We start from the raw sequence: 24,743 nt of genomic DNA, 5'->3' as shown, positions 1-24,743 counted from the left end.
ACGACACCTACGCCGACGACGGCTCCATCATCGACAAAGGCGTCGCCTTCGCCTCCAGCCACCTCGGCACGGGCGGGGCCGCCCCGGCGCCGCCACCGACGGGCGGGGGCTTCGGCAGCTGAGTCAGCCGGCTTTGGAGTTGAGGAACGCGACTATGCCCTGGGTGACGGCGACGGCGTATCTCGCCCGGCCGTCCGCGCTTTCCATCCGCGCGACGTCACTCGCGTTTTTCATGTTGCCGAGTTCGACGAGGACCGCCGGGTACTGAGCCAGGTTCAGCCCGGCGAGGTCGTCTCGACCGTACAAACCGTCCGAGCCGATGTAGTTGGCCGGCGGTAACCCTGACTGGGCCAAGGCATCCCGCATCGCGTGGGCCAGCTGCACGGCGGGCCCGGCTTGGACGTCGCCCAACGGCGGGCTCGAGTAGTTAACGTGGAATCCGCTGCCCGATGGGGGCCCGCCGTCGGCGTGGATGCTCACGATCGCGTCCGGGCGCATGGCGTTGGCGGCCGCCGCGCGTTGGTCGATGCACGGGCCGACGCCGGCGTCGCTGTCGCGCGACAGCTGGGTGCGAACGCCCATCTGGTTCAGCGCGCCGCTGATCAGCCCCACCACCGCCCAGGTGAACGCGTGCTCGGGATAGCCGTCGTCGGCCGCGGCGCCAGAGGTTTGGCACGGCTTGGTGCCACCGCGGCCGTTGGGAACCTGCTGGTTGATCGAGGCGTCGTTGACGGCGTTGTGGCCGGGGTCGAGGAAGACGGACATCCCGGCGACACCGGCGGCCGCGCGCGGGGCGGGCATGACCGCGGCGGCGCCCAGGATCGCCGGCATGACACCGGCGATCTTCAGGACGTCGCGGCGCGCAATGGATCGCAGCGCATGCGGGCGATCGCTCACCGCGCGATGGTAGCAACCGACACCTTTACATACTAAAAGGTATGTTAGGGTCGGCGGCATGTCCGTGGTCGACAGCCGCCCCCTGCACGGCATCACCGACGAATTCGTTGCGCGGCTGGCCGATCGGGCCGACGAGGCCGAGCGGTTGCGGCGCCTGCCCGCGGCGACGGTGGACGATTTCAGACAGACCGACCTGTTCCGGTTGCTGCTCCCCGCGCGGTTCGGCGGCCTGCAAGCCTCGTTTCCCGAACTGCTGCAACCGATTCGGCGGATGGCGCACGGCTGCGCCTCGAGCGCCTGGACGCTGGGTTTCTACGCGCTGCACAACTGGATGCTGTCGTTGTTCGATCCGCGGGTGCAGGCGGAGGTGTTCGCGTCGGGACCGGTGCTGGCGCCCGCTCCCCTGGCCCCCACCGGCCGCGGCGTCCCGGCTGACGGCGGCGTTCGGGTGACCGGGAGGTGGTCGTGGGCGACGGGGGCGATGGATGCCGACTGGATGATCGTCGGCGCGCTGATCGAGCGCCCGGACAGGATCGATCCGGCGCTGGTCGTCGTGCCCGCCGGCCAGGTCGAGGTCGTCGACACCTGGCACACCGCGGGCATGCGCGGCACCGGGTCGCATGATCTGGTCCTCGACGACGTCTTGGTGCCCGAGCATCGGTTGGTCGCCGTGGCCGACATCTACGGCGGCACGGCGCCGGGCGCGCGTGAGCACGGGGTCCCGACGTATCGGTGGCCGATGGTGCCCGCGCTGGCGCTGACGGCGTCCATGCCGGTGCTCGGGGCCGCGGAACGGGTGACCGAGCTCTTCGCCGAGCGGCTCGGCGGGCGGGTGCTGGCCTACAGCGGGGTGGCGCAAAAGGATCAGCCCGCCGCGCAGATCCGGCTCGGCGATGCGCGGGTGCGGTTGAGCGCGCTGCGGGCGTTGATCGCCGCGACCGCCGACGAGATCGAGACGATCGTCGTCAGCGGCGAGCGGGTGAGCCGGGCGGTGCGCGCCGACGCCCGGCTGGCGGCCGCCCGTACCGTGCACGAGTGCCGGGCGATCATCGCCGATCTGATGGAGGCATCCGGTGCCAGCGTCCACTTTCTGTCCAGCCCCTTGCAGCGCGCCAAGCGCGACGTGGACATCGCCGCGGGGCATGTGGTGTTCGACTACGACACGAGCCGAGAGTTGGCCGGCGCGTTGGCTATCGGCGCGAAGATCTCACCGATCTCCATGATCTGACTAGGCCGTCTCCGGCTCGCCCAGCATCACGGTCAGGAACCGTTCCCGTTGAGCCAGCGATTGGGCCTGTTCGGCCGAACTGGTGAGATGCAGCAACCCGATTCCCGCGGCAAAGGTCAATTCAGCGCGCAGTTTGGCGTCCTCGAAGCTGAAACCGTAGTCGCAGTAGGCCTTCACCACGGTGCGCAGCAGCAGCCGGTCGGCGGCGCGGATATTCTCGGCGGCGACCGGGTCCAGGCGGGCCCATTCGCGCATCGCCCGTTCGAGCATCCAGTACTGGGGGCTGACCAGGGTGAGCGTCAGGGCCGACAGGCGTTCCCGGGGCGGCAGCTCGTCGAGCTTGGACAGCGCCTGGCGGTCGCGTTCGAGAAATTTGTTCCACGATTCGACGAGTGCGGCCCGGTAGTGGTCGATGTCCTCGAAATGCCAGTAGAAGCTGCCGCGAGTGACACCGGCCTGCTGGCAGAGGCGTTCGACTTTGAGTGCGCGCACGCCCTCTTCGGCGAGCACGGTGTAACCCACCTCGAGCCAGTCCTCGGCTGACAGGCGGGTCGACGGCTGCTTGCGCACCACCACACCGTGAAGGTTACGGGAAGGGTGATTGGTCTGGCGGGGGAACCGCAGGCCAGCCCTATTTCGTCGGCGGCACGGGGAGGCGGGCGGTCTCATCCAGGTCCACATCGAGCGCGTTAAGCATCAGCGCCAGGCCCGCGTAGCGGTTGATGACCATCAACGCCTCGATGGTGGCCTCCGACCCCAGGGCCGTGTGCACTGAGGCGAAAAGCGGTGCCGCGACGCGGCGCGTGGTGACCAGCTCGGTCGTCAGGTGCAGCACGGCCAGCTCCGTGGGATCGAAATTGCCGGTTTGCCAATCGGATTCGGAGGTCAGCGCGTCGATGCTGTCGGTGTCGATGCCGACCGTCTGTGCGACGTCTCTGTGTTGGCCGAGCTCGTAGGCGCAGTCCATGAGGTACGCGGTGCGCAGGACGATGAGTTCGCGAAGCCTTCTGGGCAGCACCGGGCTGGTCAGGGCGGCGTCGCCGGCCACCATCCAACTGGTGAACACCTGCTCGGCGTTGGCGAGGGCGCGGTAGACGTTGAGATTGCCCCGCCGCGCGGTCAATTCGCGGGCGAGTTCGGGCATGTCCTCGGGTTGGCGGTACGGGATGCGGGTCATGCGGGAGCGTCGATGTCGAGGTCGACGGCGTTGAGCACGAGCGCCAGGCCGTAGTAGCAGCTGACGATCATCAGCATTTCGCTGAGCGCCTCGTCGCCGAGCAGGGCGTGGGCCGCGGCGAACGAGTCGTCGGACAGGTGGCGGGTCGTGCACAGCTCGGTGACGGTGTCGATGACGAGGCGTTCGTCGCCGCTGAACCCCGCCGCGTCGAGGTCCCCTTTGCCGGTCAGCGCGTCGATCTCGTGGTCGGTGAGCCCCGCGGCGCGGGCGAAGATGACGTGCTGGGCGAGTTCGTAGGGCGAGTCCTGCAGGTGTCCCACCCGCAGGATGATCACTTCGCGCATCCGCGGGGTGAAGGTCGGGCTTTGGAATAGCTGGCCGGCCATCTGCGACCAGCTCTCAAACACGTTCGGGGCGTTGGCGATCAGTCGCAGCACGTCGAGCGTGTCGGGTCTTGTTAGGAGTTGCCGGAGGTGTTCGGGTTGCTCGTCGGCGACGGCGAGCGGCATGCGGGTCACGCCTCGACTCTAGTTCAGCTCACTTTGTCCAGCCGGAACGGCAGCGAGATGACCAACGCCTTATTGATGCCGCACGCGCCGCTATCCCCCGACGTCTGATCCACGCCGGCCAGCGTCGTTGAGGTGGAATCGGTTGCCACCCAGCCTCTCTCGTCGACCGGATAGAAGCGGTAGATCTGGTGTCCCGTTCGGGCGGCGCCGTTCGGGCACGGCTCCCAATTGGGAATGTCGCGCTTGACCACGTATTCGCTGCCATGCAGGCCCACGTCGGCGCTCCAGCCGAGGTCGCTGGTCACCCGGCCGGTGCATTCGAGGGGGGTGCTGCACGTCGTGCTGATCGTCCACGTGCTCCGCACGCTGGCTTCGTTGTGGTAGATGTCGTTGGTTTTCGCCCAGTCGCCGTTGGAAATCGCCCGGTAGGTGCCGTTGAGGCCCCACTGGTCACCGGACGCGGCGGCCGGCGGCGCCACTGCGCCGGCGAACATCAACGCCGGAAGCGCCGCCATCGAGATCAACCGCCGCACTCCGTCACCGCCTAGGTGATCGGCGTGAACTGGAGGTGCAGCTCGGTGAGGCCGCGCAGGATGTAGGTCGGCGCATAGCTGTAGCGGCGGTCGCCGGCAGGGCCGTGGACGGCTTCGTTGATGTGGATATCGCGCATCCGGTCCAAGATGCGCTCCAGCGAGATCCGGCCCTCGACGCGGGCCAGGGGCGCACCCGGACAACTGTGCACGCCGCGCGCGAACGCGATGTGTTCGCGCACATTGCCGCGGTCGAGCCGGAATTCGTGCGGTTCTTCGAAGCGGTCGGGGTCGCGGTTGATCGCTCCCGGGCACAGCATGACCGTGGTGCCGGCCGGGATGTCGACGTCACCCACCCGGGTTGACTTGCGCGCCAACCGGAAAGTCGTCTTGACCGGGGCCTCCATTCGCAGCGCCTCCTCGATGAAGATGGGAATAAGGCTGCGGTCCCCGCGCAGCGCCTGCTGCAAATCTGGCCTGTCGCACAGGATCTGCAGCGCGGCGCCGAGCAGCTTGGCGGTGGTTTCCTGGCCGGCTCCGAACAGGAAGGTGGCGGCACGCACGACGTCGACGACCTCGGGTGTGGACCCGTCCGGGTACCGCGCGGCGGCGAGATCGCTCAGCACGTCACCGCGCGGCTCGCGGCGGCGGTCCTCGATGTAGAAGCTGAATTTCTCGTCGAGGAATTCCAGCGGGTTGATCGCGGCCGGATCGTGGTCGAGGTTGCCTGCGGTGTGCGAATTCGCCAGTGCGGCACGGAATTCCTTGTGTTCGGCCTCGGGCACACCGAGCAGGTTCGCCACGGCGAGCAACGCGTACGGCTTGGAATACGCATCGAGGAACTCGCATTCGCCGCGCCCGACGAACTCGTCCAGCTGCTGGTCGGCCAGGCTCCACAGGAAGTCCTGGTTCTCCTTCAGGCGTGCCGGCGTCAGCAGCCGGCTCAGCACCGATCGGGCGCGGGTGTGCTCCGGGGGATCCATCGTCACCATGTGCTCGTGCAGCGGCATTTGCGCGCGGTGCTTGTCGATCAGCGCGCCGATGTCGTCGCCGGCGGGTTCGAACGGCAAGGGCGGGAACGGGCCGCCCACCGCGATGCAGCTGGAGAACGAGTCGACGTCTTTGTAGAGCGCCATGGCCTCGTCGTACCCGGTGACGGCGACCACCCCGTGGTGGGGCTCGGTTACTACGGGCCCCTTGGCGCGCAGGTAGTCGAAATAGGGATGCGGGTTGGGGACGAGCGTCGGGTCGGTGAAGAAGTCGAAGTCGTCAAAGTCGTTCACTGGCACCCTCCTTGGCGATCGGCGGTCATGTTCGCGCCGCTCCGAGCGCGGCTTTGCAGAATTGCCACAGGCTTTCCTCGGTGGCCTTCAGGTCCTCGTCGGTTCTGGCCGCATAGGCGTAGTAGTGGTAGATCGCGCGTTGCAGCTCAACGATGAACCAGGTGTCCCAGTTGGGATTTCGCGGGCGCAGCAACCCCTTTTCGGCGGCGGCCGCGACCTCGGCCCGCAACAGTTCGACGAACGGCTGCTCGGCCTCGGCGAGTTCGGTCGGGAAGATGCGATGCAGGTGCCAGTGCGCGGAGACGATGAACCGGATGCCCGCCGCTTCTTCGCTGTCGCCGTGGAATTGCTGCAGCGGCGCGGTGATGTAAGACCGCAAGCGGTCCATGGGATCTGACAGGTCGGCGGCGGCCGTGGCCCAGCGGTCGCAGGCCTCGGTCATCGCGTCTCCGATGACCGCCAGCAGCAGTTCGTCCTTGGAGGCGAAGTACCGGTAGAAGGTCTGCAGCGCCACCCCGGCCTCGGCCACCAATTCCTGGGTGGTGAAGTCGTCCTTCGCCTGGATGAGCCGCCGGGCGGCGTCGAGCATCAACCGCACCTGGTTGGCGATGCGGGTGCGGGAACGCTGCACGGCCGCCGACCGATCGACAGCGCGCTCCACCCAGGACTCCGACGGGACTGTCACAACGACTCCCTAAACGCCAGTAACAGTAGAACGATATTCTGATGATTCAAAGAGCGCAACTCTCAAAATGGCTCGGAACTGTAGACCACCGCGCCACCGAAGTGAGGCGAGGAGTGGCCGGCCAGCCCGGTGGTGGCGCGCTCGCGCTGTCGGTCGCCTGCGCGCCGGGCCAGCTGCAGGTAGCACTCGAGCATCTGCGGGATGCCGTGCATGCGTCCGTTGCCGAGCGCGCCGCCCCCCGACAGCGCGGGGATACCGTCCGGGCGGTCGCTGTCGATGCCGCCGGCCTCGACGAAGCGGTGTGCCTCGCCGGGCGGGCAGAGGCCCAGCACCTCCAGCCAGAGCCAGACGAACAGCGAAAAGCCGTCGTACACCTGGGGTAAATCGATGTCGGCGCCGCAGATTCCGGCGTGTTCCCACAGTCGCCGCGTCATTTGCGTGCCGCCCTCGACGATGTCGTCCAGCGGCCAGTGCAAGGGCAGGCGTCGCCGGGCGGGCATCCCGGAGGCGTAGCCGGCGATGTACACCGGGCGGTGTGGCAGGTCCTTCGCCCGATCGGCCGACGTGAGCACGAACGCCGCGACCCCGTCGACCGGGATGTCGCAGTCATAGCGGCAGACCGGATCGAAGAGCATTGGCGCGGAGAGATATTCGTCGGCGCTGAGCGGGCGATCGTGCCAGAACGACCACGGGATGCGTGCGCCGTTCTTGCGCGCCTCCACCGCCACGGCCGCCATCGACTCGCGTCGCGCGCCGAAGCGCTGCAGATATTCGTTGTGCGGCAGGGCGATCATGGCGAGCGGACCGAAAAATCCTTGGGGTGCCGTCCATTGCTGCGGGCCGCGCGCCTCGCGCATCGGGTTGGCGTGGTAGCGCCCGGCAGGGTTGTGCAGCGCGCGGTGCAGCAGCACGTAATCCGCGGCGCCGCTGGCGATGGCGTTGACCGCGATGGCGACCGAGCCGGTGATCTGGCCGATGCCGTCGAACCCGGCGACGTAACGCGGTGCGGCGCCAAGGTTTTGGGCGAGCCAGGTCGAGGACACCGTGCTCACGCCGTCGTCCGCGGCCTGGCCGCCCGCGCTGGGCAGCAGGCTCGAGCTGACGAACCCGTCGATCTGGTCAAGGCGCAGTCCCGCGTCGGCGATGGCGGCGCGCGCGGTGTCCACGGCCAGCACCCCCAGCGGCCGCTCGGCGCGGCGGCACACCTGGCTGTGTCCGTAGCCGACGATGGCGACCTTGTTGCTCGCCGCGAATCGGGCGCTCACGCCAGCTCGAATGCGGGGACGGCCACACCTGGTGCGAGGTCCTCGAAACCGACCGTGACAGCGCCGCCGACGCGCAGGTCCGCGTCCAGAACTTTGGGGCCGTCGAGCAAGCGGCCGATGAGCCGCAGCTCGGCCTGTTCGGCGAGTTCGACGTCGACGAGCACGAAAGGCAGGTCCGCGTCGAAGCCCGGCAGGAAGGCTTGCCGCACCACCGTCCACGATCGGACGACACCGCGCCCGCTGACCGGGGTGAACTCGAAACCGGGATCGGTTGCGTGGCAATGGGGGCACACCACGTCGGGGGGCATGCTGAACTTCCCGCACCGCGCGCAGCGCGCCACGGTCAGGACGTGGTCGGCGGCGGCAGCCCAGAACGGGGCCGAGGTTTCGTCGGGAACCGGCAGCGGCCGAGCGCTCACGGGATCACCCTTTGGTCGGCCAGCTCGGATATTCGGTCCCAGTCGTAGCCGAGCTCGGACAGCAGCGCCTCGGTGTGCTCGCCGTGCTCAGGCGCGCGGCGCAGGGGCGGTGCCTGCTCATCGAGTTGCACGGGCACGGCGGGCAACCGGTAGGACTGGCCGCCCTCGAGCCGCACCTCTCCCACGTAGCCGTTGGCGATCACCTGCGGGTCCTCGATCACCTCGGACACGGATTGCACTGGGGCCCAGGGGGCGTCGAGTTTGGCCAGCAGCTCTTTCCATTCGGCGAGGGTGTGGCGGGAGAACACGCCGTCCAGCTCGGCCACGCAGGCTGCGCCGTTGGCGCACCGGGCGGCCATGTCGGCGAAGCGCGCATCCTCGATCAGGTCGTCTCGGCCGACCAGGCGGCAGAACTCGGCCCAGTAGCGGTCGCCCTGCAGGAACATCAGCTGGATGTGTCGGCCGTCCTTGGTGCGATAGTTGCCGGTGAGCGGGTTGACCTGCGGACCGCGGCCGCCCACGGGTCCGGCCTCGCCGCCGTTGAGCACCGCGAGCAGATCCGAGGACAGCATCCACATGGCGGTGGCCAACAGCGAGACGTCGACGACGGAGCCGGTGCCGGTGTTCGCCCGCTTGAGCAGGGCGGCGGCGATGCCGAAAGCCAGTGCCATGGCGCCGTTTCGGTCGCCCATCGCGCCGCGCTGGCTGATCGGGTAGTCGCGTTCGGGCGGGGTCAGGATGTGGCCGACTCCCCCGCGCGCCCAGAACGCCGAGCTGTCGTAGCCGGGCTGGTTGGCGTCCGGGCCGCGGGTCCCGAAGCCGTGACCGCGGGCGTAGATCAGGCTTGGGTACCGGGCGCGCAGCGTGTCGGCGTCCAGCCCGAGCCGGGCCAGCGCGCCAGGGCGCAGGCTGGTGAGGAAAACGTCTGCGGTAGACAGCAATTCGTGCAGCACGGCCACGCCGGCATCGTGACGCAGGTTCAGCGCGATTGACCGCTTGCCGCGATTGGCCAGGGCCATCGAGAGATTCACGCCGTCGCGGTCGGTGCCGATGCCCTGTGTCGCCAGCCCCCGGTAGGGGTCGCCTTCGAGGCGTTCGATGCGGATGACGTCGGCGCCCCAGTCGGCCAGTAGCGCGCCGGCCACCGGGACGAAGACCCATTGCGCGAGCTCGACGACGCGCAGTCCCTGGAATGCGTCGAATGCGTCCATTCACGTCCTCCTCAAAGCGTCGTGGTCGGCCACCGCGGTGCCGAGCCGGTGCAGCAGGGTGGCGATGATCGCCGGCTGCACTTTGGTGGTGATGCCCCACAGAAAGAACCCGTGCAGCATGCCGAAAGCGATGGCACGCCAGGCCTCATCCCACGGCGGCGGCGTGACCCCGTGCGAGGCGAGCGCGTCGAGGTAGCGCCGCAACAGGTCTCGCTCGGTGCGCCGGCGTTCGTCGACGGTCAGGGTGGAGGCGATGTGGTAGCCGACATCGAGGTACCACCCGCCGCGCTGGACGAGTTGCCAGTCGACGAGGCAGCCGGCGCCGCCCGCGTCGAGGAAGACGTTGCCCACGTGGGCATCCCCGTGGATGACGCACCAGGCCCCCGCGTGCATCTCGACAAGGGCGCGGTAGGCGTCGACGAGCCGTTGTGGATCGCTTACTGAGGCGGGAACCCCCTGCCCGTTGGGGCCCTCGAAGTTGCGGCCGATGATGTCGAGGGTGGTCGAGCGCCCCCACACGTCGAGCGCGCGGCCCAGCCGTGGCGCAAGCAACGGCGCGTCGGCGCAGCGGGCCGACTCCCAGGTCGCGGCGTGCAGCCGGGCGAACTCGGCGAGGGTCTGCGCAGTCTGCTCGGAAGTGTAGGGGCTGTTACCGTCCAGGAACGTAGCGCCTTGCGCCACAACGTCGTCGGTGATGATGACGCCGTGTTGGGTGTGCGGATCGACGTCGGCGTAGACGCTGTGCAGGGTGCGCACGCCGGTCGCGGCGGCGAGGTCCCGATAGAAGTGGGCCTCGGGGGCCCCGATGTAGCGGGCGGCCCGGCCGATGTCGTTGAAGTAGCCCTTGACGCACAGGGCGCGTGAGAGTCCGTCGGCGCATTCGATGACGAAGCGCGCATTGGTGGAGATGCGGTCGACGACCGGGCCCGGCAGGACGTCGCGGATCTCGATGCCGGGGAATCGCGGCCGCAGGGCCGCGGTGAGCCATTCGACGGACAGCGCCTGCTCGAGACTGTCCGGCACGGGGACGGTGGCCACGCTCATGCCCGCGCACCCATCCGGGCGAAGGCGGCACGCGCTTTGGCGGTCTGGTCTTTCAGGAGCTCCGCGCGGTCTTCCTTCACCAGGTAACGGTCCCGGATGGCGGCGTCGAGGCTGATCGTGAATTCGGCGAGATAGGTCTGCATGTCGCCGTAACGCTCGGTAAGCACGTTGTGCGGCAAGGGAAACTCCCGGCCAGCGAGCTTACACAGTGGCCCCGGTGTCGAATGCGCCTCATAGCGCACGATCGGCGCGTCGAGAAACGGTGATCGCACGCCGCCGATCGCGTTGCCGAACCGGTCGACGGCCGCCTCGGCCACCTGGCCGTCGACGCTCAGCGCGATGCGCGGCGCGCTGGGTGGCGCGATGTCGTCCTCGGCCCACCGGAACAGGTTGCGTAGCGCGGCGCGCACGAACGCCGACATCGGAAAGCTCGAGGCGTTCCCGTCGCAGCCGGGAATCTTCGCCGCGTGGGGCGCGCCCGCGATTTCGTAGAGCCGGAAGCGGTCCCCCGCGTCGTCGCTGTCCTCGCGCCGCACCGAGGCGCCGCCGGGGTTGACGAACCCGTCCACGCTGAATCCCTCGACGTCGCTTTGCGGTTGGATCTCGACGACCGGAACCGTGGACGGGGGCATCGGCGCGTACTCGAAGCGCGGCAGGCCGTCCCCCACTGCCAGTGGCGTCAGGCTCGCGGCGTGGCAGGCCGGAAAGAAGCCGTCGTAGGCGGGGCGGGTCCGCGCGCCGAATGCCGCCGCGAAAGTCGCTGTGTCGACGCCGCTTTGGGAGTAACCGCCGAGATAGGCGTGTCGGACCGGCAGGTGACGCAACGGGCTGTGCTCGCCCCCTTCTTTGAGCGCGAGTCCGATCGCCCGCAGCAGGTCCCAGGCGAGGTCGTTCGACGGGATATCGACGCCGGCATACCGCTGGGGGTCGTAACCCTTGAGTTGCGTTGCCGACGTGGCGCGGTCGGTGATGCCGACCCACGCGTCGCCCTGCGCCTGCAGCAGGCTGCCGACGTGTAACCACAACGCGTCGCGGTCGACACCGTAGGTGGTGTTGAACGGCTCAACCACCACGCGGCCGCTGAAGCGGGAGGGGTCGTTCGGGTAGCGCGCCAACACCCGGGTGGCGTAGCGGTGGCCGTCGCTGACCACCGTGGGTGGTCCGATCGCGGGGCCGGTGTAGCAATTCGCCGTGCCTACAAGCAGATACTCGGCCTCGGTGTAGTTCTCGGAGAATTCCGGGAGGTCTTCGTCGAACTCAGATGGTGGGCGGGTGGCGCTGGTCTCGGGAACCCCGGAGCCGCACGGTAGCTCGCGCAACTGCGTCATGCCGGCCACCATCTATCGAAAAGTACGTTCTCCGAGTAGGATTGGCGCCACCGAAGATGAGGAGCGTCATGATTTCTCAGCGGTTCGCGTGGAAGTTCTCGACCTTCGCGGGCATTCTGGCCGTCGCCGCCGGGGTGCTTCCGCCGGTTGCCCGGGCCGCGATGCCATACGGCAACTACGACCTTCAGATCGAGGGCCGATACGACTTTCACACCTGGGTGTGGGCGATCACCGCGTGCCCCGGCGGGTGTGTCCACGTGAACGCGATCGCCAGGCCGGTGGCCAAGGCCTTCCCCTACGCCGGCGATGCGCACCTGGCCGACGGCCGGTACACGTTGGCCGTCGATGTTCCGGACGGCCTGCGGTGTGGCGACATCTACTACGGCCCAACGATTCCCACGCATGACGTCTATACCTGGGATGCCGTCACGCTGGCCGGTTCGGTCGAATCCTCGTTCGCCGCGGGCTGCGACGGCGCCCCCGGCACGCAGACGTATCCGTTCACGCTGTCCCGCATGTAGCCCGACACGTCGCGGTGGTCACATCCGCCACAGCCGCCCCCGAGCGGAGGCACAAGGGAAAGTGCCCGCCTCTCAGCGACAAACACCGGTCCGCCCGAGTTGTCGCTGAGAGGTGGGCACTTCGTCACATGCCTTCCGCCTCGTGGCCGGTGCGGCCGGTGAGGTCGTCATGACGATCCGGCCCGTTGCATCGCGTCCATGCACTGCTGCAGCGCGAACGCCGGGTTCAGTTCGAGCGCCCGCGTCCGCTCCGGATAGATCAGGATGTGGCCGGCCGGAAAGAAGTACACCTCGCCGGCGGTCGCCGTCTCGTCGGGCCAGTCGGTGTTCGGATAGGTCGCACGAATCGACCCTTCGAAGACGAATCCGTAATGCGGACAGGGGCATACGCCACCGGGAAGCCCGCCGACCTGATAAAGCTGCGTGCAATCCAGCGGCCCGGTCGTCGTGTAGCCGACCTCCATGTCGCCCCACTGCACCGACCGGAAGTTGTCGCCGGCCAACGGCCACCGTCCCCCTCCGCCGCTGGGCAGTTCGTCGGGTTTCGCATGGGGCATGACGTACCTCTATTTCGCTCGGCTGCCGCGCGACTTGCGTACCGTCCCGCCCAACGCGGTCAGGCAGAACTGCCACAGTTGCTCTTTGACGTCGACCTGGCGCGGCGCGTAGGCGTAGTAGTGGTACACCGACCGCACGAGTTCGGCGATGAACCACGCGGCCCATTCCGGGTCCGCCGGCGCCAGCAGCCCGGCCTCGATTCCCGCGTTGATCTCGCCGAGGAGCAGATCCACGAACGGCTTCTCGGCCTCGGCGAGTTCGTCGGGGAAAATCCGGTGCAGCCGCCAGTGCGTTGAGACGACGAACTTCGCGGTGCCGCCGTCGCCGCCCTCGCTGTCGAGCACCTCGATGACCGCGGTGACGTAGAAGCGCAGCCGCGCGACCGGATCGGGCAGGTCGCGGGCGGCGTCCGCCCAGCGGACGCAGGCGTCGGTCATCGCGTCGGCGATCACCGCCAGCAGCAGCTCGTCCTTGGTGGCGAAGTAGCGGTAGAAGGTCTGCAGCGCAACGCCCGCCTCTTTGACCAGCTCCTGGGTGGTGAAACTGTCGCCCTTTTCCCGAATCAGCCGCAGGGCGGCGTCGAGCATCAGCCTGACTTGGTTGGCGATGCGCTCGCGCGAACGCTGCACCGCCGCCGACCGCTCCGCGGCCCGTTCTTCAGCACGTGACACCGAAGAAATGCTAGCCGTGCTCATGCCGGTGTGAGGAGAACGACGGGAATGTCGCGGTCGGTGCGTGACTGGTAGACGTCGTAGTTGGGCCACTGGTCGGTCATGATCTTCCACAGCCGCGGCTTCTCGGCGGCCGACGCGGTGCGCGCCGTGACCGCGAGTTCGTCGGCCCGGACCTGAATGCTGGCCGCCGGATTGGCTTGCAGATTCACGTACCAGGACGGGTGCATGGGTGCGCCGCCCATCGAGGCCACCACCAGATAGTCGTCGCCGTCGCGGCCGAAGATCAGCGCCGACGTGAGTTCGCGCCCGGTGCGACGCCCGGTCACGGTGAGCAGCAGTGTGGGCACGCCGTTCCACAGATAGCCGGTCTCGCCGCCGGTCTCCCGGTAGGCGCGCACATGGTCCGCGCCGATCAGGGTGAGGTCGGGCTGCGTGTAATCAGACATCGAACACCACCGGGATGGCGGTCGCCCCGCGCTCGTACATCCCGACGAAGCGGGGCGGCTCGGCGTCGGGGTCCAGGCGCAGGTTGGGCAGTCGGTCGAGCAGCGCCGAGATCGCGATGGTCATCTCGGCGCGGGCCACGTGCATGCCGAGGCAGATGTGTGCACCCTGCCCGAAACCCAACGACGGCTTGAACTTTCGGGTGATGTCATACTCGTCGGGGCGGTCCCACCGCGCGGGATCCCTGTTGGCGGCGCCGAGTGCGAGATGCACGACGGATCCGGCGGGGATCGGCACGCCGGCCAGCTCGGTGTCGGCCATGACCCAGCGGGAGAACATGGGGTCGGTCGGCATCCACCGGATCGCCTCCTCGATGGCGGGGCGCAGCAGGGACCGGTCGGCGCGCACCGCCTCGAGCAGTTCGGGCCGCTGCAACAGCGTCGTCAGCGTGGTGCCCATCTGCTTCCACGTGGTGCCCGAGCCCGCGCCGAGCAACAGCAGCACGAAGGAATCGATTTCGCGATCGGTGAGCCGGTCGGTGACGCCGTTCTCGTCGGTGAGCTCGGCCTGGATGAGGATGCTGATCAGGTCGTCCCGCGGGTCCCCGCGGCGCGCCGCAATGACCGGCTTGAGGAGGTCGACCACCTTCTGCGGGTCCCGCGCCAGCGCCTCCCGAATGTCGAGGGCCTGCTCGACGGGGACGCCGAAACTGCCCGTGATGGTGAGCACGGGGATGGCCGCGCAGAAGTCGACGTTGAGTTCGGCGCGGCCATCGCGGGCGAGCCCGTCGACCAGCAGGTCCACCGTCTCGGCGATCCAATTGTCAATCCACCACTTGCTGTTCGCCGGCAGGAACGACGGTTGCACCAGCGCGCGATAACGCTTGTGTTGCGCGCCGTTCATCGACAGCATGCTGTTGGTCAGGCCCAGCGGACCGTTCTCGAGGTCGACCGGCTCCGGAGACGAGGCGAACACGTCCGGGTTGCGGTAGACGACCATGCAGGTGTCGTAATCGAACACTGTGAAATGCGGGCTGTCGGGGTATGGCAGCCCGTGGAAGAACATCGTGTCGGTGCTGCCGGTCAGCTCGTGGAGGATCCCGGGCAGCACCGGCCCCTGTTCGCGCAGCCGGTGCCACACCGGATACGGATCGTCCTCGTAAGCGCCACCGGCCCAGGCGTTGTAGGAGCTGCGCAGGTCGAACAGCTCTCGCAGTCGATCGCGATCCAGTGCGGGAGCAGTCATTTCGCCACGAATCCGCCGTCGACGGGCAGCGCTACCCCGGTGACGTTGCGGGACGCGTCCGAGACCAGATACAGCGCCGCCTCGGCGCAGTCCTCGGCGGTGATGGCGCGCCCGAGCGGATGCTGCCCGCCGACCGATTCGGCGATGGCCGCCTGCTGCTCAGCATCGACCTTCAGCCCGCCCGCCGCCATGAAACCGGTCATCGGCATGGCGGCCGGGCAGATGGCGTTGACGCGAATTCCGAAGGGGGCGGCCTCGATTGCGACGGCCCGGGTGAGTTGGATGACGCCGCCCTTGGTGGCGCCGTACACCGAGCCGCCCCAGCCGACCAGGCCGGCCACCGAGGCGGTGTTGAGAATCACGCCACCGGAGCCCTGCTCCTTGAAGCGCAGCACCGCGTACTTGGTTCCGAGGAACACCCCGCCGAGGTTGACCGCGACCAGGCGGTTGAAGTCCTCGAGGGTGTGGTCCTCGAAGATCATGCCGAGGCGCGGAGTCGGGATGCCGACGTTGTTGAACAGGATGTCGAGCCGGCCGTACTGGTCGACGGCGGCCGCGATCATCGCCCGGACCTGTTGTTCGTCGGCGACGTCGACCCCCACGGCGATGGCGGTGCCGCCGGCCGATTCGACCTGGCGCACAGTGTCTTTCGCGTGGCCGACGTCGATGTCGGCCGCCACCACGCGTGCGCCCTCCTCGGCGAACCGCAGCGCGGACACCCGGCCCACCCCGGAGCCGGCGCCGGTGACGATGGCGCTCTTGCCGTCGAGCACACCGGCCATCAGGCGCTCGCCAGGACGGGTGGCTCGGCCGGCGTGAACCGGTATAGCCGTTCGGCGTTGCCGCGCAACAGCTTGTACTGCACGTTCTCCGGCAGGTCCTTCATCGTGTCGCGGGCGACGTCGATGCAGTCCGGCCAGGTGGAGTCCGAGTGCGGATAGTCCGTCTCGCACATGACGTTGTCCTCACCGATCTCGTCCAGACTCTTGATGGCGTGGCGGTCCTCGATGATGCAGCCGAAGATGTGATTGCGGAAGGTCTCCCGGATGTCGAGGGTGTCGAGGTCGGCTTCGTTACCCGCGTGGCCCATGAACTTGGTCCCGCGCTTCACCCAGTAGCGCTGCTTGTCGAGCACCTGCTCGGCGCGCTCCAGGAAGTACGGCATCCAGCCGACTTCGCCTTCGGACAGCGCGATTTTCAGGTTCGGGTAACGCTGGAACAGCCCGCTGAAGAGCCAGGACAGCATGGTCCCCGACGTCCGCGTGGCACCCCAGGTGAGGTTGGCCATGAAGGGCGCGTCCGCGCAGATCCTAGGCAGCTGAGACGACGAGCCAACGTGCATGCTCGCCACCATCTGCAGCTCGTTGGCCGCCGCCATGACCGGATCCCAGTAGTGGTCGGCATCGTGGATGGTGGGCAGCCCCAACGGTTCCGGGTTCTCGGAGAAGGCGAAGGCTGTCACGCCCTTGGCCGCCATCCGCTCCATCTCGGTGACGGCGAGCTTGGGGTCCCACATCGGGATCAGCATCAGCGGGATGTAGCGCCCCGGCGCCACGCCGCACCATTCCTCCACCAACCAGTCGTTGTAGATCTGCAGGCACTGGAAACCGAACTCACGGTCGCTGGCCTCCATGAACAGCTGTCCGCAGAACCGGGGCAGGGTCGGAAAGCACAGCGACGCAAGCACACCGGAGCGGTCCATGTCCTCGATGCGCGCCTTGGCGTCGTAGCAGCCCGGCCGCATCTCCGAATAATTCAGCGGTTCGGGGCTGAACTCCTCCTTGGACTTGCCGACGACGGCGCTCAGGCCAGAGCTGGGCATCCTCTTGCCGTCGTAGACCCAGACGTCCATGCCGGAGTCGTCAACTTCCATGTGCGGCGCGCGGTCGCGGTCCTTGGCGGCCACTCGGTCGACCCACAGGTTGGGCGGCTCGAGGATGTGGTCGTCGACCGAGATCAGCCAGTTCAGGTCGTATTCGCTCACTTCAACTCTCCGATCGACATGTGCTTGACCTCCTGGAATTCGCGAATTCCGTCCGGGCCTCGTTCGCGGCCCAGTCCGCTCTGCTTGTAGCCGCCGCTCGGTGCGTAGGCGGAGAAGACGCTGGTGTTGACGTTGACCGCGCCGGCGCGGAGCCGCCGCGCCACCGCCACGGCGGCCGCCGCGTCGGCGCCGTACACCTGGCCGGACAGGCCGTAGATGCTGTCGTTGGCGATGGCCACCGCGTCGTCGACGTCGCGGTAGCCCAGCACGCCGATGATCGGGCCGAAGATCTCTTCCTGCGCCGCCGGATTGGCGTTGCTGGGCAAATCGAGCACGGTGGGTTCGAAGAAGTAGCCGCGGTCCAGGCCCGCCGGGCGCCCGCCGCCGCAGAACACCTTGCCGCCGTGTTCTTCGGCCAGCTTGACGTATTGCTCGCACTTGTCGCGCTGGGCGGCGCTGATGACCGGGCCCATCATGGCCGACTCGTCGCTGGGCGGCCCCACCTTGATCGACCCGTAGGCACCGCTCACCGCGTCGAGCACCTCGTCCTTTTTATCCTGCGGCACAAGCATTCTCGTCGCGGCCACGCAGGCCTGACCGGCGGTGGACAGGACCACGATCATCGCGCCGCCGGCGGCGCGGTGCACGGCGTCGGGCAGGTAGATCTGCGCCGACTTGCCGCCGAGTTCCAGCGACACCCGTTTGACGGTCGGCGCCGCCTGGGCGAGGATCTTGCGGCCCGCCAGCGTCGAACCGGTGAACGACACCATGTCCACGCCCGGGTCGCTGGTGAGCAGTTCGGCCCCCTCGATGCCGGATTCGACGACGACGCTCAGCACGCCGGGCGGCAGGCCGGCCGCGTCGGCGGCCGCACCGAAGATCAGCGACGAGATCGGGGTGAGCGGGCTGGGCCGCAGGATCACCGAATTGCCCGCCATCAGCGCGGGAATCAGCTTCTGAAAGCCCATGATCAGCGCCGCGTTGTACGGCGTGATCGCGGCGACCACCCCGACGGGTTCGTGCCGCCGAATGCTCAAAGCGACCCGCCCGCGCACCAGATCGTCGACGGGCACCGGGCTGGCTTCCTCGTGCGACATCGACAGGTAGAGGTCGATGGTCTGGCGGGCGATGGCCGCGCCCGCGCGCAGTTGCGTCATCTCGGCGAAGAACGTCGACTGGCCGGCCTCGGCGACCAGGGTGGGCACCAGCGTGTCGCGGGCGGACTCGACGTAGTCGATGAACGCGTGCAGCACCCGCGCCCGCTCGCTCGGCGCCGCGTCGGCCCACACGCCGCCGTCGAAACTGCGGCGCGCCTCGGCGATCGCCCGCGCCACCTCGGCCAGCGGTGTCACCGTGATGTCGGCGACGTGGCTTTCGTCGGCGGGGTTTTCGACGCTGACCACGTCATCGCCGGTGACCCAACTGCCCGCGACATACGTCCGCCGCTCCGCGACTACCGCCAAGTCAACTCCTAAAGATCAGGTGACGGTAGAACGATATTCTTCTTTCTTCAGATATTCAACTCTCATCTGCAAATCGCCTGGAGCGGCCGCCCGTCGAGGGGCCGCTACCCCGATCCCGTGAGCTCGTCCCGAATGCTTTGGCGGACAACGTACTTCTGCACCTTGCCGCTGGCGGTGCGCGGATAGTCGTCCACCTGGTGCAGCGATTCGGGCCATTTCTGCTTGGCCACCCCGGCGCGTTCGAAGTGCGCGCGGACCTCGCCCAGGGTCGGCATGACCTGACCGGCCTTGATGCGCAGCACCGCCGCGGCGTGCTCGCCGAGCCGCGCATCCGGGGCGGCGACCACGACCGCCTCGGCGACCGCCGGCATCCCGAGCAGGACCTCCTCGACTTCCAGGGCGCTGATGTTCTCGCCGCCGCGGATGATGATGTCGGACTTGCGGTCAGTGATGGTCAAATAGCCGTCGTCATCCATCACCCCGATGTCGCCGGTGTGGTACCAGCCGTCCTCGTCGAAGGCGCGGGCGGTGAGCGCGGCGTCGGTGTAGCCGACGAACAAATCCGGTCCGCGCGACAGTATTTCGCCGTCGTCGGCCAGGCGGACCTCCACGCCCGTGCGCGCGTTGCCGTCGGTGAAGAGCCGCTTGTTCTCGGGCGCGGAATAGTGCGAACCGGTGATCGACGGGTGCTCAGAGCTGCCATAGGAGCGGGTGACGACGATCCCGAGGTCGGCCAGGCGCCGGGTGACGGCCGCCGGGACGGTGGACCCGCCGAGGCCGATGTGCGTGATGTAGCGCAGGTGCTCGGCGGTGAACCGCGGGTGGTCGAGCAGGCTGGTGACGAAGTACGGCGGTCCCCCGCCGAGCGCGACACCGTCGGTGTCCATCAGGTCGATCGCGCGGTCCGGGTCCCAGACGTCGCAGAGGTCGATCGGCCATCCGTCGACCACCGGGATCAGGAACGCGCCGAGCATGCCGATGAAATGCCCGACGGGCAGCGCGGTGAGTTGCCGGCCGCGCCCCGGAGGGTAATTCGCCAGCAATTGGCGCGTTTCGAAACCCAGTGTCTGATGGCTGTGGATCACGCCCTTGGGGTTGCTGGTGGTGCCCGACGTGAACGCGATCAGTGCGGGTCCGGCGGGGTCGGCCGCCAGCGTGCCGGCCATCGGTTCGTCGGCCAGCAGCGCCTCAAAGCTGTCGCCCACCAGCGCGACGGTCGGCACGTCGGCGCAAACCTCGGGCGCGTAGGTCATCCGCCCGAACCCCTCGGCGGTGATGAAAACCTGCGGCCGGACGCTGGAGAGGATGTAGCGCAATTCCTTCGGCCCGTAGAAGTGGACGATCGGGACGACGACGGCGGACAGGAACGCCGACGCCCAGAAGGTGACCGCCGCCTCCACCCAGTTCGGCAGTTGGAAGGCGACCACGTCGCCCGCGCCGACGCCGCGCGCTCGCAGGCCGGCCGCGAGCCGGCGGGCCATCAGTTCGACGTCGCCGAACGTGCCGGTGAACGGGCGCACCGACGAGTGGACGCGAAACGTGGTGTCCTGGTTGTCCTTGAGGCCGCGGGCCAGCAGGTCCCCGAGCGTGTCCGGGGTCCACCAGCCCTGCTCCTCGTAGCGTTGCGCCAACTCGGGCGCGACCACACGGATACCGGTCACATTGCTCCTCCGGTGACGCTTCAGCCGTGGCCAGCGTAGAACGACACTCTCGTGCTGACCAGTATTGAAGTTCTAGTAATGCGGATGTATCGTTCTGCTCGCTACTACGTGAGATTTGTATCACACCGCGGACCGGTTGGCTTGGAATGACGATGGATCGGGACAGCGTTATGGGGGTCTGTAGCCGGCATGTCCATGCGACTTGCCTTGCCGCACCGGCTATTTCGTGCGGCCGCCCGGGGCTTTGCTGCGGCGAAGGGGCGTAGGTGACCAGACGTTTCCAGGCGCTCCCGGCAGGGCACCGACCGCCGTCGGCCGACCCGCCGGCCACCGCCGAGCGCCGGACCACCTTCCGCTACGCGCGCCCGCTGGCGGGAGTAATGACCGTCATCGTCGCCGCCGCGATCGTCGCGCTGGCGGTGACGCAGTTCCGCGGCGGGTTCACCACCACCGTGCCGGTGACCGTGATGGCCGGCCGGTCCGGACTGATGATGAACCCGGGCGCCAAGGTCAAGCTGCACGGCGCGCAAGTGGGCAGCGTCGCCTCCATCGAGGATTCACCCAACGGCCAGGCCGTCATTCGGCTGGCCCTCGAACCGTCCCGGCTGCAGCTCATCCCGGCCAACGTCCTCGTCAACATCGTGGCGACGACGGCGTTCGGCGCCAAGTTCATCCAGCTGATTCCCCCGGAGACCCCGTCGCCGCAGCGCCTGCGCGCCGGCCAGGTGCTCGACGCCGGCCGCGTCACCGTCGAGATCAACTCGGTGTTCCAACAACTCACCTCGGTGCTGGAGAAGGTCGATCCGGCCAAACTCAACGAGACGCTCGGTGCGATGGCCACCGCGCTAAACGGTCGCGGTGCCCGGCTCGGCCAATTGTTCAGCGACCTGAACGCGTTTCTCGGCAAGATCGAGCCGAGCCTGCCCGCTCTGAGCCACGACATCGAGGCCACGGCCGACGTGTCCAGCGCCTACGCCGACGCCGCGCCCGACCTGATCACCGTCGCCGACCGCGCGACGCGCATCAGCCAGACCCTCGTCGACGAACAGCAGAACCTCGACGCGTTGCTGATCAGCTCGATCGGCCTGGCCGACCTCGGCAACGACGTCCTGGGCGCCAATCGCGAAAAGCTGGCCGAGGTAACGCATCTGCTGGTGCCGACGACCGATCTGACCAACGAGTACCACCAGGCGCTGACGTGTTCGCTCAAGGGAATGTTCCCGCTGGCGTTGCAGCCGCCCACGCCCGTGCCCGGTCTCGAGGTGTTGGGTGGCATCACGCTGGGCGCCGAGCGCTACCGGTTCCCCAAGAACCTGCCCAAGGTCGCGGCCAAGGGTGGCCCGCAGTGTGAGCACGAATTGCCGGTTGCCTACAACACATTCCCGCCGTTCGATGTCGCCGACATCGGCGCCAACCCGTGGCAGTACGGACAACAGGGAATCCTGCTCAACTCCGACGGGCTCAAGCAGTTCCTCTACGGCCCCCTTGACGGACCGCCCCGCAACACCGCACAGATCGGGCAACCGGGATGACCGGCACCGGCCGCATCGTGGTGAAGTTCGGCATCTTCACCGCCGTGATGCTGACGCTGACGACATTCCTGTTTTTCATCTTCGGCCAGTTCCGCAATGGCCCCACCCATCGGTACTCGGCCATCTTCGTCGATGCCTCGCAACTCAAGCCCGGGGATTCAGTGCGGGTGGCCGGAATTCGGGTGGGCACGGTCAACACCGTGGCGCTGCGGCCGGACAACAAGGTGCTGGTCGGGTTCGACGCTGACGACGACGTCGCGCTCACCACCGGAACCCGTGCCGCCGTGCGCTACCTCAACCTGGTGGGCGATCGCTACCTCGAACTCATCATCGGGCCCGGCGCGATGCGGGTGCTCCCGGCGGGGTCCCAGATCTCCATCGACCACACCATGCCCTCGCTGGACCTTGACCTGCTGCTCGGCGGGCTCAAACCCGTTATCCGGGGCCTCAATCCGCGCGACGTCAACGCACTGGCCGGCGCGCTGCTGCAGGTGTTCCAGGGCCAGGGCCAGACGCTGCAGTCGCTGCTGGCCAAAACGTCGTCGTTCTCCAGCAATGTCGCCGAGAAGAACAAGGCCATCGAGAGCCTGATCGACAACCTCAACACCGTGGTGCGCACCCTCGCCGACCAGGGGGGCCAGTTCTCCGGCGCGATCGAGCGCCTGCAGCGCCTGGTCAGTGAGCTTGCGCAAGAACGTGATCCGATCGGTGACGCCATCCACGCGCTGGCCACCGGCACCGCGTCGGTGAGCGACCTGCTCAGCGCCGCGCGCCCGCCGCTGGCCGGAACGGTCGATCAGCTCAACCGCCTGGCCCCTTTGCTCGAGCAGGGCAAGGGGCGCCTCGACGATGCGCTGCAGCGGGCGCCCCACAACTTCCGCAAGCTGGCCCGCACCGGGGCCTACGGCAGCTTCGTCAACTACTACATCTGTGGGCTGACGTTCCGCGTCACCGATCTGCAGGGCCGCACGGCGGTCTACCCCTGGCTGAAACAAACCGAGGGAAGGTGCGCCGAGCCCTGATGCTGAAATACCGTGGCGCACACCTCATTCGAGCCGGCTTCATCGGGACGGTGCTGATCCTGCTGGTGGTCTCCGTCGGGTTGGCCCCCGACCGGCTGGTGTCCTGGGCGACGACGGTCCGTTACCAGGCATTGTTCTCCGAGGCCGGGGGGCTCGAACCCGGCAACAAGGTCCTGGTCTCCGGCGTCAACGTCGGCACGGTTTCCGCGGTATCGCTGGACGACGACGGCGCGGCCGTGGTCGATTTCGGGGTCCACGGCACGGTGCGGCTGGGACCGCTGACCACCGCGCATATCCGCACCGGTTCACTGTTGGGCGCGCGGGTGCTGACCCTGGAGTCGGCCGGCACCGGCCTCCTGCGTCCGTCGGATGTCATCCCGCTGTCGCGGACGTCGTCGCCGTATTCGCTGACCGAGGCCGTCTCGGAGGCGACCACCAACCTGGCGGCCACCAGCACCGACACGCTCAACCAATCGCTGGACGCGCTCTCGGCGACCATCGACCAGATCGCCCCGCAGCTGGGCCCGACGTTCGACGGGCTGACCCGGCTGTCGCGGGCGATCAACAGTCGCGGCGAAACCCTGGACACGCTGCTCAAAAGCGCCAACGACGTCACCGGCATCCTCTCCGAGCACAGCCAGGGGGTCAACGCGCTGATCCTCGACGGCAACGTGCTGCTCGAAACGCTGGTCCGGCGGCGCGAGGCGATCAGCGGGCTGCTGGCCAACGTGTCCGCGGTTGCCAAGGAGCTGACCGGACTGGTCGCCGACAACGAGTCCAAGCTCGAGCCGACCCTGGACCGGCTGAATTCCGTTGCGGCCATGCTGGAGAAGAACCGCGACAATCTGTCCACGGCGCTGCCCGGTCTGAAGAAGTTCGAGATCACCTCGGGTGAGTCGGTGTCCAACGGCTTCTACTACAACGCGTTTGTGCCCAATCTGGCGATCCCCGAGCTGATTCAGCCGTTCTTCGATTACTACTGGGGGTTCCGGCGCAACGACCCGAACATGCCGCGGGCGCTGTTCCCCTGGCCGCACAATGCGATTCCGGGTGGTTCGCGATGACCGCGCGCAGACTCGTCGCCGCGTTGTTGGCCGGGGTGTTCCTGGTCGCGAGCGGATTCCTGGTGCGCGAGTCGTTCCTTCGTCCGCTGACGGTCACCGCGTATTTCCCGTCGGCGACGGGGATCTATGCGGGCGACGAGATCCGCGTGTCGGGCGTGAGGGTCGGAACCGTGGCCTCGGTGCAGCCGCAGCCCAGCCGGGCCAAGCTGGTCTTGCACGTCGACCGCCACGTGCGGATCCCGGCCAACGCCAAGGCGATCATCGTCGCGCAAAACCTGGTGGCGGCGCGCTACGTCCAGCTCACCCCCGCCTATCACCGCGGCGCCGGGCCCACGATGGGCGACGGTGCCGTGATCGACACCGACCGCACGGCGATCCCGGTCGAGTGGGATCAGGTCACCGAGCAATTGACCCGCCTGGCAACCGATCTGGGCCCGGCCGGCGACGTCTCGTCGACGTCGGCCAGCCGGTTCATCACGACCGCTGCCAACGCCCTGGACGGTAACGGCGAGAAGCTGCGCCAGACCCTTGCGCAGCTGTCCGGGATCAGCCGGATCCTGGCCAACGGCAGCGGCAACATCGTCGACATCATCAAGAACTTGCAGCATTTCGTCACCACCCTGCGCGACAGCAATCAGCAGATCGTGCAGTTCCAGAACCGGCTGACGACGCTGAGCACCGTGCTCGACGACAGCCGGTCGGATCTGGATGCGGCGCTGTCGAATCTGTCGGTGGCCGTCGGTGAGGTGCAGCGCTTCGTCGCCGGAACCCGGGGCAAGACCGCCGAGCAGATCAAACGGCTCACCAACGTCACGCAGGTGCTGGTCGATCACCGGATGGATGTGGAAAATATCCTGCACGCCGCGCCGACCGCGTTTTCCAACGGCTACAACATCTATAACCCCAACACCCCCGGGGCCATGGGCAGCTTCATCATCAACAACTTCTCCAACCCGGTGCATTTCCTGTGCGACGCGATCGGGGCGGTCGCGAACGTCA

General features: G+C 68.0%; 27 protein-coding genes and 1 pseudogene. 7 read left to right on the top strand and 21 right to left on the bottom strand.

Translation table 11 applies throughout. From position 1 onward, the window contains the following. Nucleotides 1–122 (top strand): annotated as a pseudogene (locus A5775_RS06105) (cutinase family protein); the annotation flags it as partial. A gap of 1 nt (nt 123) precedes the next feature. On the opposite strand, the gene A5775_RS06100 reads toward A5775_RS06105, so the two are convergent. After that, a complete protein-coding gene (locus A5775_RS06100; protein WP_067249164.1) occupies nt 124–897 on the bottom strand; it encodes an Rv3717 family N-acetylmuramoyl-L-alanine amidase in 774 nt (257 codons plus the stop codon). Nucleotides 898–955: 58 nt separating this feature from the next. On the opposite strand from A5775_RS06100, the gene A5775_RS06095 reads away from it, so the two are divergent. Beyond that, nucleotides 956–2,125: an acyl-CoA dehydrogenase gene (locus A5775_RS06095; protein WP_067249161.1), complete on the top strand. Its 1,170-nt coding sequence runs from the start codon at nt 956–958 to the stop codon at nt 2,123–2,125. Here the strand turns inward: A5775_RS06095 and A5775_RS06090 are convergent, their stop codons facing one another. The 11 genes from A5775_RS06090 to A5775_RS06040 form a co-directional block, all read right to left on the bottom strand. After that, nucleotides 2,126–2,647: a TetR/AcrR family transcriptional regulator gene (locus A5775_RS06090; RefSeq protein WP_197512379.1), complete on the bottom strand. Its 522-nt coding sequence runs from the start codon at nt 2,645–2,647 to the stop codon at nt 2,126–2,128. It abuts the gene before it with no gap. Between the two features lie 109 nt (nt 2,648–2,756). Next, nucleotides 2,757–3,302, bottom strand: a complete 546-nt coding sequence (locus A5775_RS06085; RefSeq protein ID WP_067249147.1) for a carboxymuconolactone decarboxylase family protein — start codon at nt 3,300–3,302, stop codon at nt 2,757–2,759. Then, nucleotides 3,299–3,820 carry a carboxymuconolactone decarboxylase family protein gene (locus tag A5775_RS06080; protein WP_197512377.1) on the bottom strand — a complete coding sequence of 174 codons (522 nt, stop codon included), beginning with the start codon at nt 3,818–3,820 and terminating at the stop codon, nt 3,299–3,301. The genes A5775_RS06085 and A5775_RS06080 overlap by 4 nt, the downstream gene beginning before the upstream one ends. Before the next feature lie 14 nt (nt 3,821–3,834). Beyond that, on the bottom strand, nt 3,835–4,326 hold the full coding sequence (locus tag A5775_RS06075) for a hypothetical protein (protein WP_067249186.1): 492 nt from the start codon (nt 4,324–4,326) through the stop codon (nt 3,835–3,837). A gap of 29 nt (nt 4,327–4,355) precedes the next feature. After that, entirely contained in the window at nt 4,356–5,624 is a 1,269-nt protein-coding gene (locus A5775_RS06070) for a cytochrome P450 (RefSeq protein ID WP_067249145.1), read from the bottom strand. Between the two features lie 25 nt (nt 5,625–5,649). After that, nucleotides 5,650–6,255 (bottom strand): TetR/AcrR family transcriptional regulator, encoded by a 606-nt coding sequence (locus tag A5775_RS06065; protein WP_067249183.1) that lies wholly within the window; start codon nt 6,253–6,255, stop codon nt 5,650–5,652. A gap of 116 nt (nt 6,256–6,371) precedes the next feature. After that, entirely contained in the window at nt 6,372–7,574 is a 1,203-nt protein-coding gene (locus A5775_RS06060; RefSeq protein ID WP_067249142.1) for a thiolase family protein, read from the bottom strand. Further along, on the bottom strand, nt 7,571–7,993 hold the full coding sequence (locus A5775_RS06055; protein ID WP_067249140.1) for a Zn-ribbon domain-containing OB-fold protein: 423 nt from the start codon (nt 7,991–7,993) through the stop codon (nt 7,571–7,573). Before A5775_RS06055 ends, A5775_RS06060 begins: the two co-directional genes overlap by 4 nt. Continuing rightward, a complete protein-coding gene (locus tag A5775_RS06050) occupies nt 7,990–9,204 on the bottom strand; it encodes a CaiB/BaiF CoA-transferase family protein (protein ID WP_067249137.1) in 1,215 nt (404 codons plus the stop codon). The genes A5775_RS06055 and A5775_RS06050 overlap by 4 nt, the downstream gene beginning before the upstream one ends. After that, complete coding sequence (locus tag A5775_RS06045; protein ID WP_067249134.1) at nt 9,205–10,248, bottom strand: phosphotransferase family protein; 1,044 nt, start codon at nt 10,246–10,248, stop codon at nt 9,205–9,207. Next, nucleotides 10,245–11,576: an alpha/beta hydrolase domain-containing protein gene (locus A5775_RS06040; RefSeq protein WP_231995122.1), complete on the bottom strand. Its 1,332-nt coding sequence runs from the start codon at nt 11,574–11,576 to the stop codon at nt 10,245–10,247. Before A5775_RS06040 ends, A5775_RS06045 begins: the two co-directional genes overlap by 4 nt. Nucleotides 11,577–11,737: 161 nt before the next feature. Here A5775_RS06040 and A5775_RS06035 point away from each other — a divergent pair, with 161 nt between their 5' ends. Then, nucleotides 11,738–12,097, top strand: a complete 360-nt coding sequence (locus tag A5775_RS06035; RefSeq protein WP_067249179.1) for a hypothetical protein — start codon at nt 11,738–11,740, stop codon at nt 12,095–12,097. Between the two features lie 167 nt (nt 12,098–12,264). Here A5775_RS06035 and A5775_RS06030 read toward each other — a convergent pair whose 3' ends face one another. From A5775_RS06030 to A5775_RS05995, 9 genes are all read right to left on the bottom strand, one after another. Further along, nucleotides 12,265–12,561: a hypothetical protein gene (locus tag A5775_RS06030; protein WP_067249176.1), complete on the bottom strand. Its 297-nt coding sequence runs from the start codon at nt 12,559–12,561 to the stop codon at nt 12,265–12,267. A gap of 102 nt (nt 12,562–12,663) precedes the next feature. After that, nucleotides 12,664–13,284 (bottom strand): TetR/AcrR family transcriptional regulator, encoded by a 621-nt coding sequence (locus A5775_RS06025; protein WP_067249127.1) that lies wholly within the window; start codon nt 13,282–13,284, stop codon nt 12,664–12,666. Nucleotides 13,285–13,346: 62 nt separating this feature from the next. Continuing rightward, nucleotides 13,347–13,775 (bottom strand): nitroreductase family deazaflavin-dependent oxidoreductase, encoded by a 429-nt coding sequence (locus A5775_RS06020; protein WP_067249124.1) that lies wholly within the window; start codon nt 13,773–13,775, stop codon nt 13,347–13,349. Next, nucleotides 13,768–14,676: a cytochrome P450 gene (locus tag A5775_RS06015; RefSeq protein ID WP_369827783.1), complete on the bottom strand. Its 909-nt coding sequence runs from the start codon at nt 14,674–14,676 to the stop codon at nt 13,768–13,770. The genes A5775_RS06020 and A5775_RS06015 overlap by 8 nt, the downstream gene beginning before the upstream one ends. Nucleotides 14,677–14,693: 17 nt before the next feature. Further along, nucleotides 14,694–14,801 carry a hypothetical protein gene (locus A5775_RS26195; RefSeq protein ID WP_369827782.1) on the bottom strand — a complete coding sequence of 36 codons (108 nt, stop codon included), beginning with the start codon at nt 14,799–14,801 and terminating at the stop codon, nt 14,694–14,696. Nucleotides 14,802–15,014: 213 nt separating this feature from the next. Beyond that, nucleotides 15,015–15,800: an SDR family NAD(P)-dependent oxidoreductase gene (locus A5775_RS06010; protein WP_067249119.1), complete on the bottom strand. Its 786-nt coding sequence runs from the start codon at nt 15,798–15,800 to the stop codon at nt 15,015–15,017. Then, nucleotides 15,800–17,002 (bottom strand): amidohydrolase family protein, encoded by a 1,203-nt coding sequence (locus A5775_RS06005; RefSeq protein ID WP_067249117.1) that lies wholly within the window; start codon nt 17,000–17,002, stop codon nt 15,800–15,802. The genes A5775_RS06010 and A5775_RS06005 overlap by 1 nt, the downstream gene beginning before the upstream one ends. Continuing rightward, nucleotides 16,999–18,465: an aldehyde dehydrogenase family protein gene (locus tag A5775_RS06000; protein WP_067249105.1), complete on the bottom strand. Its 1,467-nt coding sequence runs from the start codon at nt 18,463–18,465 to the stop codon at nt 16,999–17,001. Before A5775_RS06000 ends, A5775_RS06005 begins: the two co-directional genes overlap by 4 nt. Nucleotides 18,466–18,569: 104 nt before the next feature. Continuing rightward, nucleotides 18,570–20,126: an AMP-binding protein gene (locus A5775_RS05995; RefSeq protein ID WP_082952899.1), complete on the bottom strand. Its 1,557-nt coding sequence runs from the start codon at nt 20,124–20,126 to the stop codon at nt 18,570–18,572. A 266-nt stretch (nt 20,127–20,392) separates the two neighbouring features. Between A5775_RS05995 and A5775_RS05990 the strand changes: the two genes are divergently transcribed. From A5775_RS05990 to A5775_RS05975, 4 genes are all read left to right on the top strand, one after another. Further along, nucleotides 20,393–21,658, top strand: a complete 1,266-nt coding sequence (locus tag A5775_RS05990) for an MCE family protein (protein ID WP_067249103.1) — start codon at nt 20,393–20,395, stop codon at nt 21,656–21,658. Further along, nucleotides 21,655–22,680, top strand: a complete 1,026-nt coding sequence (locus A5775_RS05985) for an MCE family protein (protein ID WP_067249101.1) — start codon at nt 21,655–21,657, stop codon at nt 22,678–22,680. The genes A5775_RS05990 and A5775_RS05985 overlap by 4 nt, the downstream gene beginning before the upstream one ends. Further along, the gene (locus tag A5775_RS05980; RefSeq protein ID WP_067249168.1) at nt 22,680–23,744 is read left to right on the top strand and encodes an MCE family protein; all 1,065 of its coding nucleotides are present in this window, start codon (nt 22,680–22,682) and stop codon (nt 23,742–23,744) included. The genes A5775_RS05985 and A5775_RS05980 overlap by 1 nt, the downstream gene beginning before the upstream one ends. Then, on the top strand, nt 23,741–24,743 hold a 1,003-nt coding region (locus A5775_RS05975; protein WP_067249098.1), incomplete at its 3' end, for an MCE family protein. The genes A5775_RS05980 and A5775_RS05975, both read left to right, overlap by 4 nt.

Origin of the sequence: Mycobacterium sp. 852002-10029_SCH5224772 (assembly GCF_001667315.1) — a bacterium.
In the GTDB taxonomy this organism is placed as follows: domain Bacteria; phylum Actinomycetota; class Actinomycetes; order Mycobacteriales; family Mycobacteriaceae; genus Mycobacterium.
Note: the sequence above shows the minus strand (reverse complement) of the source record. Positions and strands in the feature narration are given on the sequence as shown.

Bases quoted from the DNA above. Each gene is read 5' to 3' on its own strand.
- A5775_RS06095 (WP_067249161.1), top strand. From the start codon at position 956: ATGTCCGTGGTCGACAGCCGCCCCCTGCACGGCATCACCGACGAATTC.
- A5775_RS06085 (WP_067249147.1), bottom strand. From the start codon at position 3,302: ATGACCCGCATCCCGTACCGCCAACCCGAGGACATGCCCGAACTCGCC.
- A5775_RS06075 (WP_067249186.1), bottom strand. From the start codon at position 4,326: ATGGCGGCGCTTCCGGCGTTGATGTTCGCCGGCGCAGTGGCGCCGCCG.
- A5775_RS06050 (WP_067249137.1), bottom strand. From the start codon at position 9,204: ATGGACGCATTCGACGCATTCCAGGGACTGCGCGTCGTCGAGCTCGCG.
- A5775_RS06045 (WP_067249134.1), bottom strand. From the start codon at position 10,248: ATGAGCGTGGCCACCGTCCCCGTGCCGGACAGTCTCGAGCAGGCGCTG.
- A5775_RS06040 (WP_231995122.1), bottom strand. From the start codon at position 11,576: ATGACGCAGTTGCGCGAGCTACCGTGCGGCTCCGGGGTTCCCGAGACC.
- A5775_RS06035 (WP_067249179.1), top strand. From the start codon at position 11,738: ATGCCATACGGCAACTACGACCTTCAGATCGAGGGCCGATACGACTTT.
- A5775_RS06030 (WP_067249176.1), bottom strand. From the start codon at position 12,561: ATGGAGGTCGGCTACACGACGACCGGGCCGCTGGATTGCACGCAGCTT.
- A5775_RS06020 (WP_067249124.1), bottom strand. From the start codon at position 13,775: ATGTCTGATTACACGCAGCCCGACCTCACCCTGATCGGCGCGGACCAT.
- A5775_RS06015 (WP_369827783.1), bottom strand. From the start codon at position 14,676: ATGAACGGCGCGCAACACAAGCGTTATCGCGCGCTGGTGCAACCGTCG.
- A5775_RS06010 (WP_067249119.1), bottom strand. From the start codon at position 15,800: ATGGCCGGTGTGCTCGACGGCAAGAGCGCCATCGTCACCGGCGCCGGC.
- A5775_RS05985 (WP_067249101.1), top strand. From the start codon at position 21,655: ATGACCGGCACCGGCCGCATCGTGGTGAAGTTCGGCATCTTCACCGCC.
- A5775_RS05980 (WP_067249168.1), top strand. From the start codon at position 22,680: ATGCTGAAATACCGTGGCGCACACCTCATTCGAGCCGGCTTCATCGGG.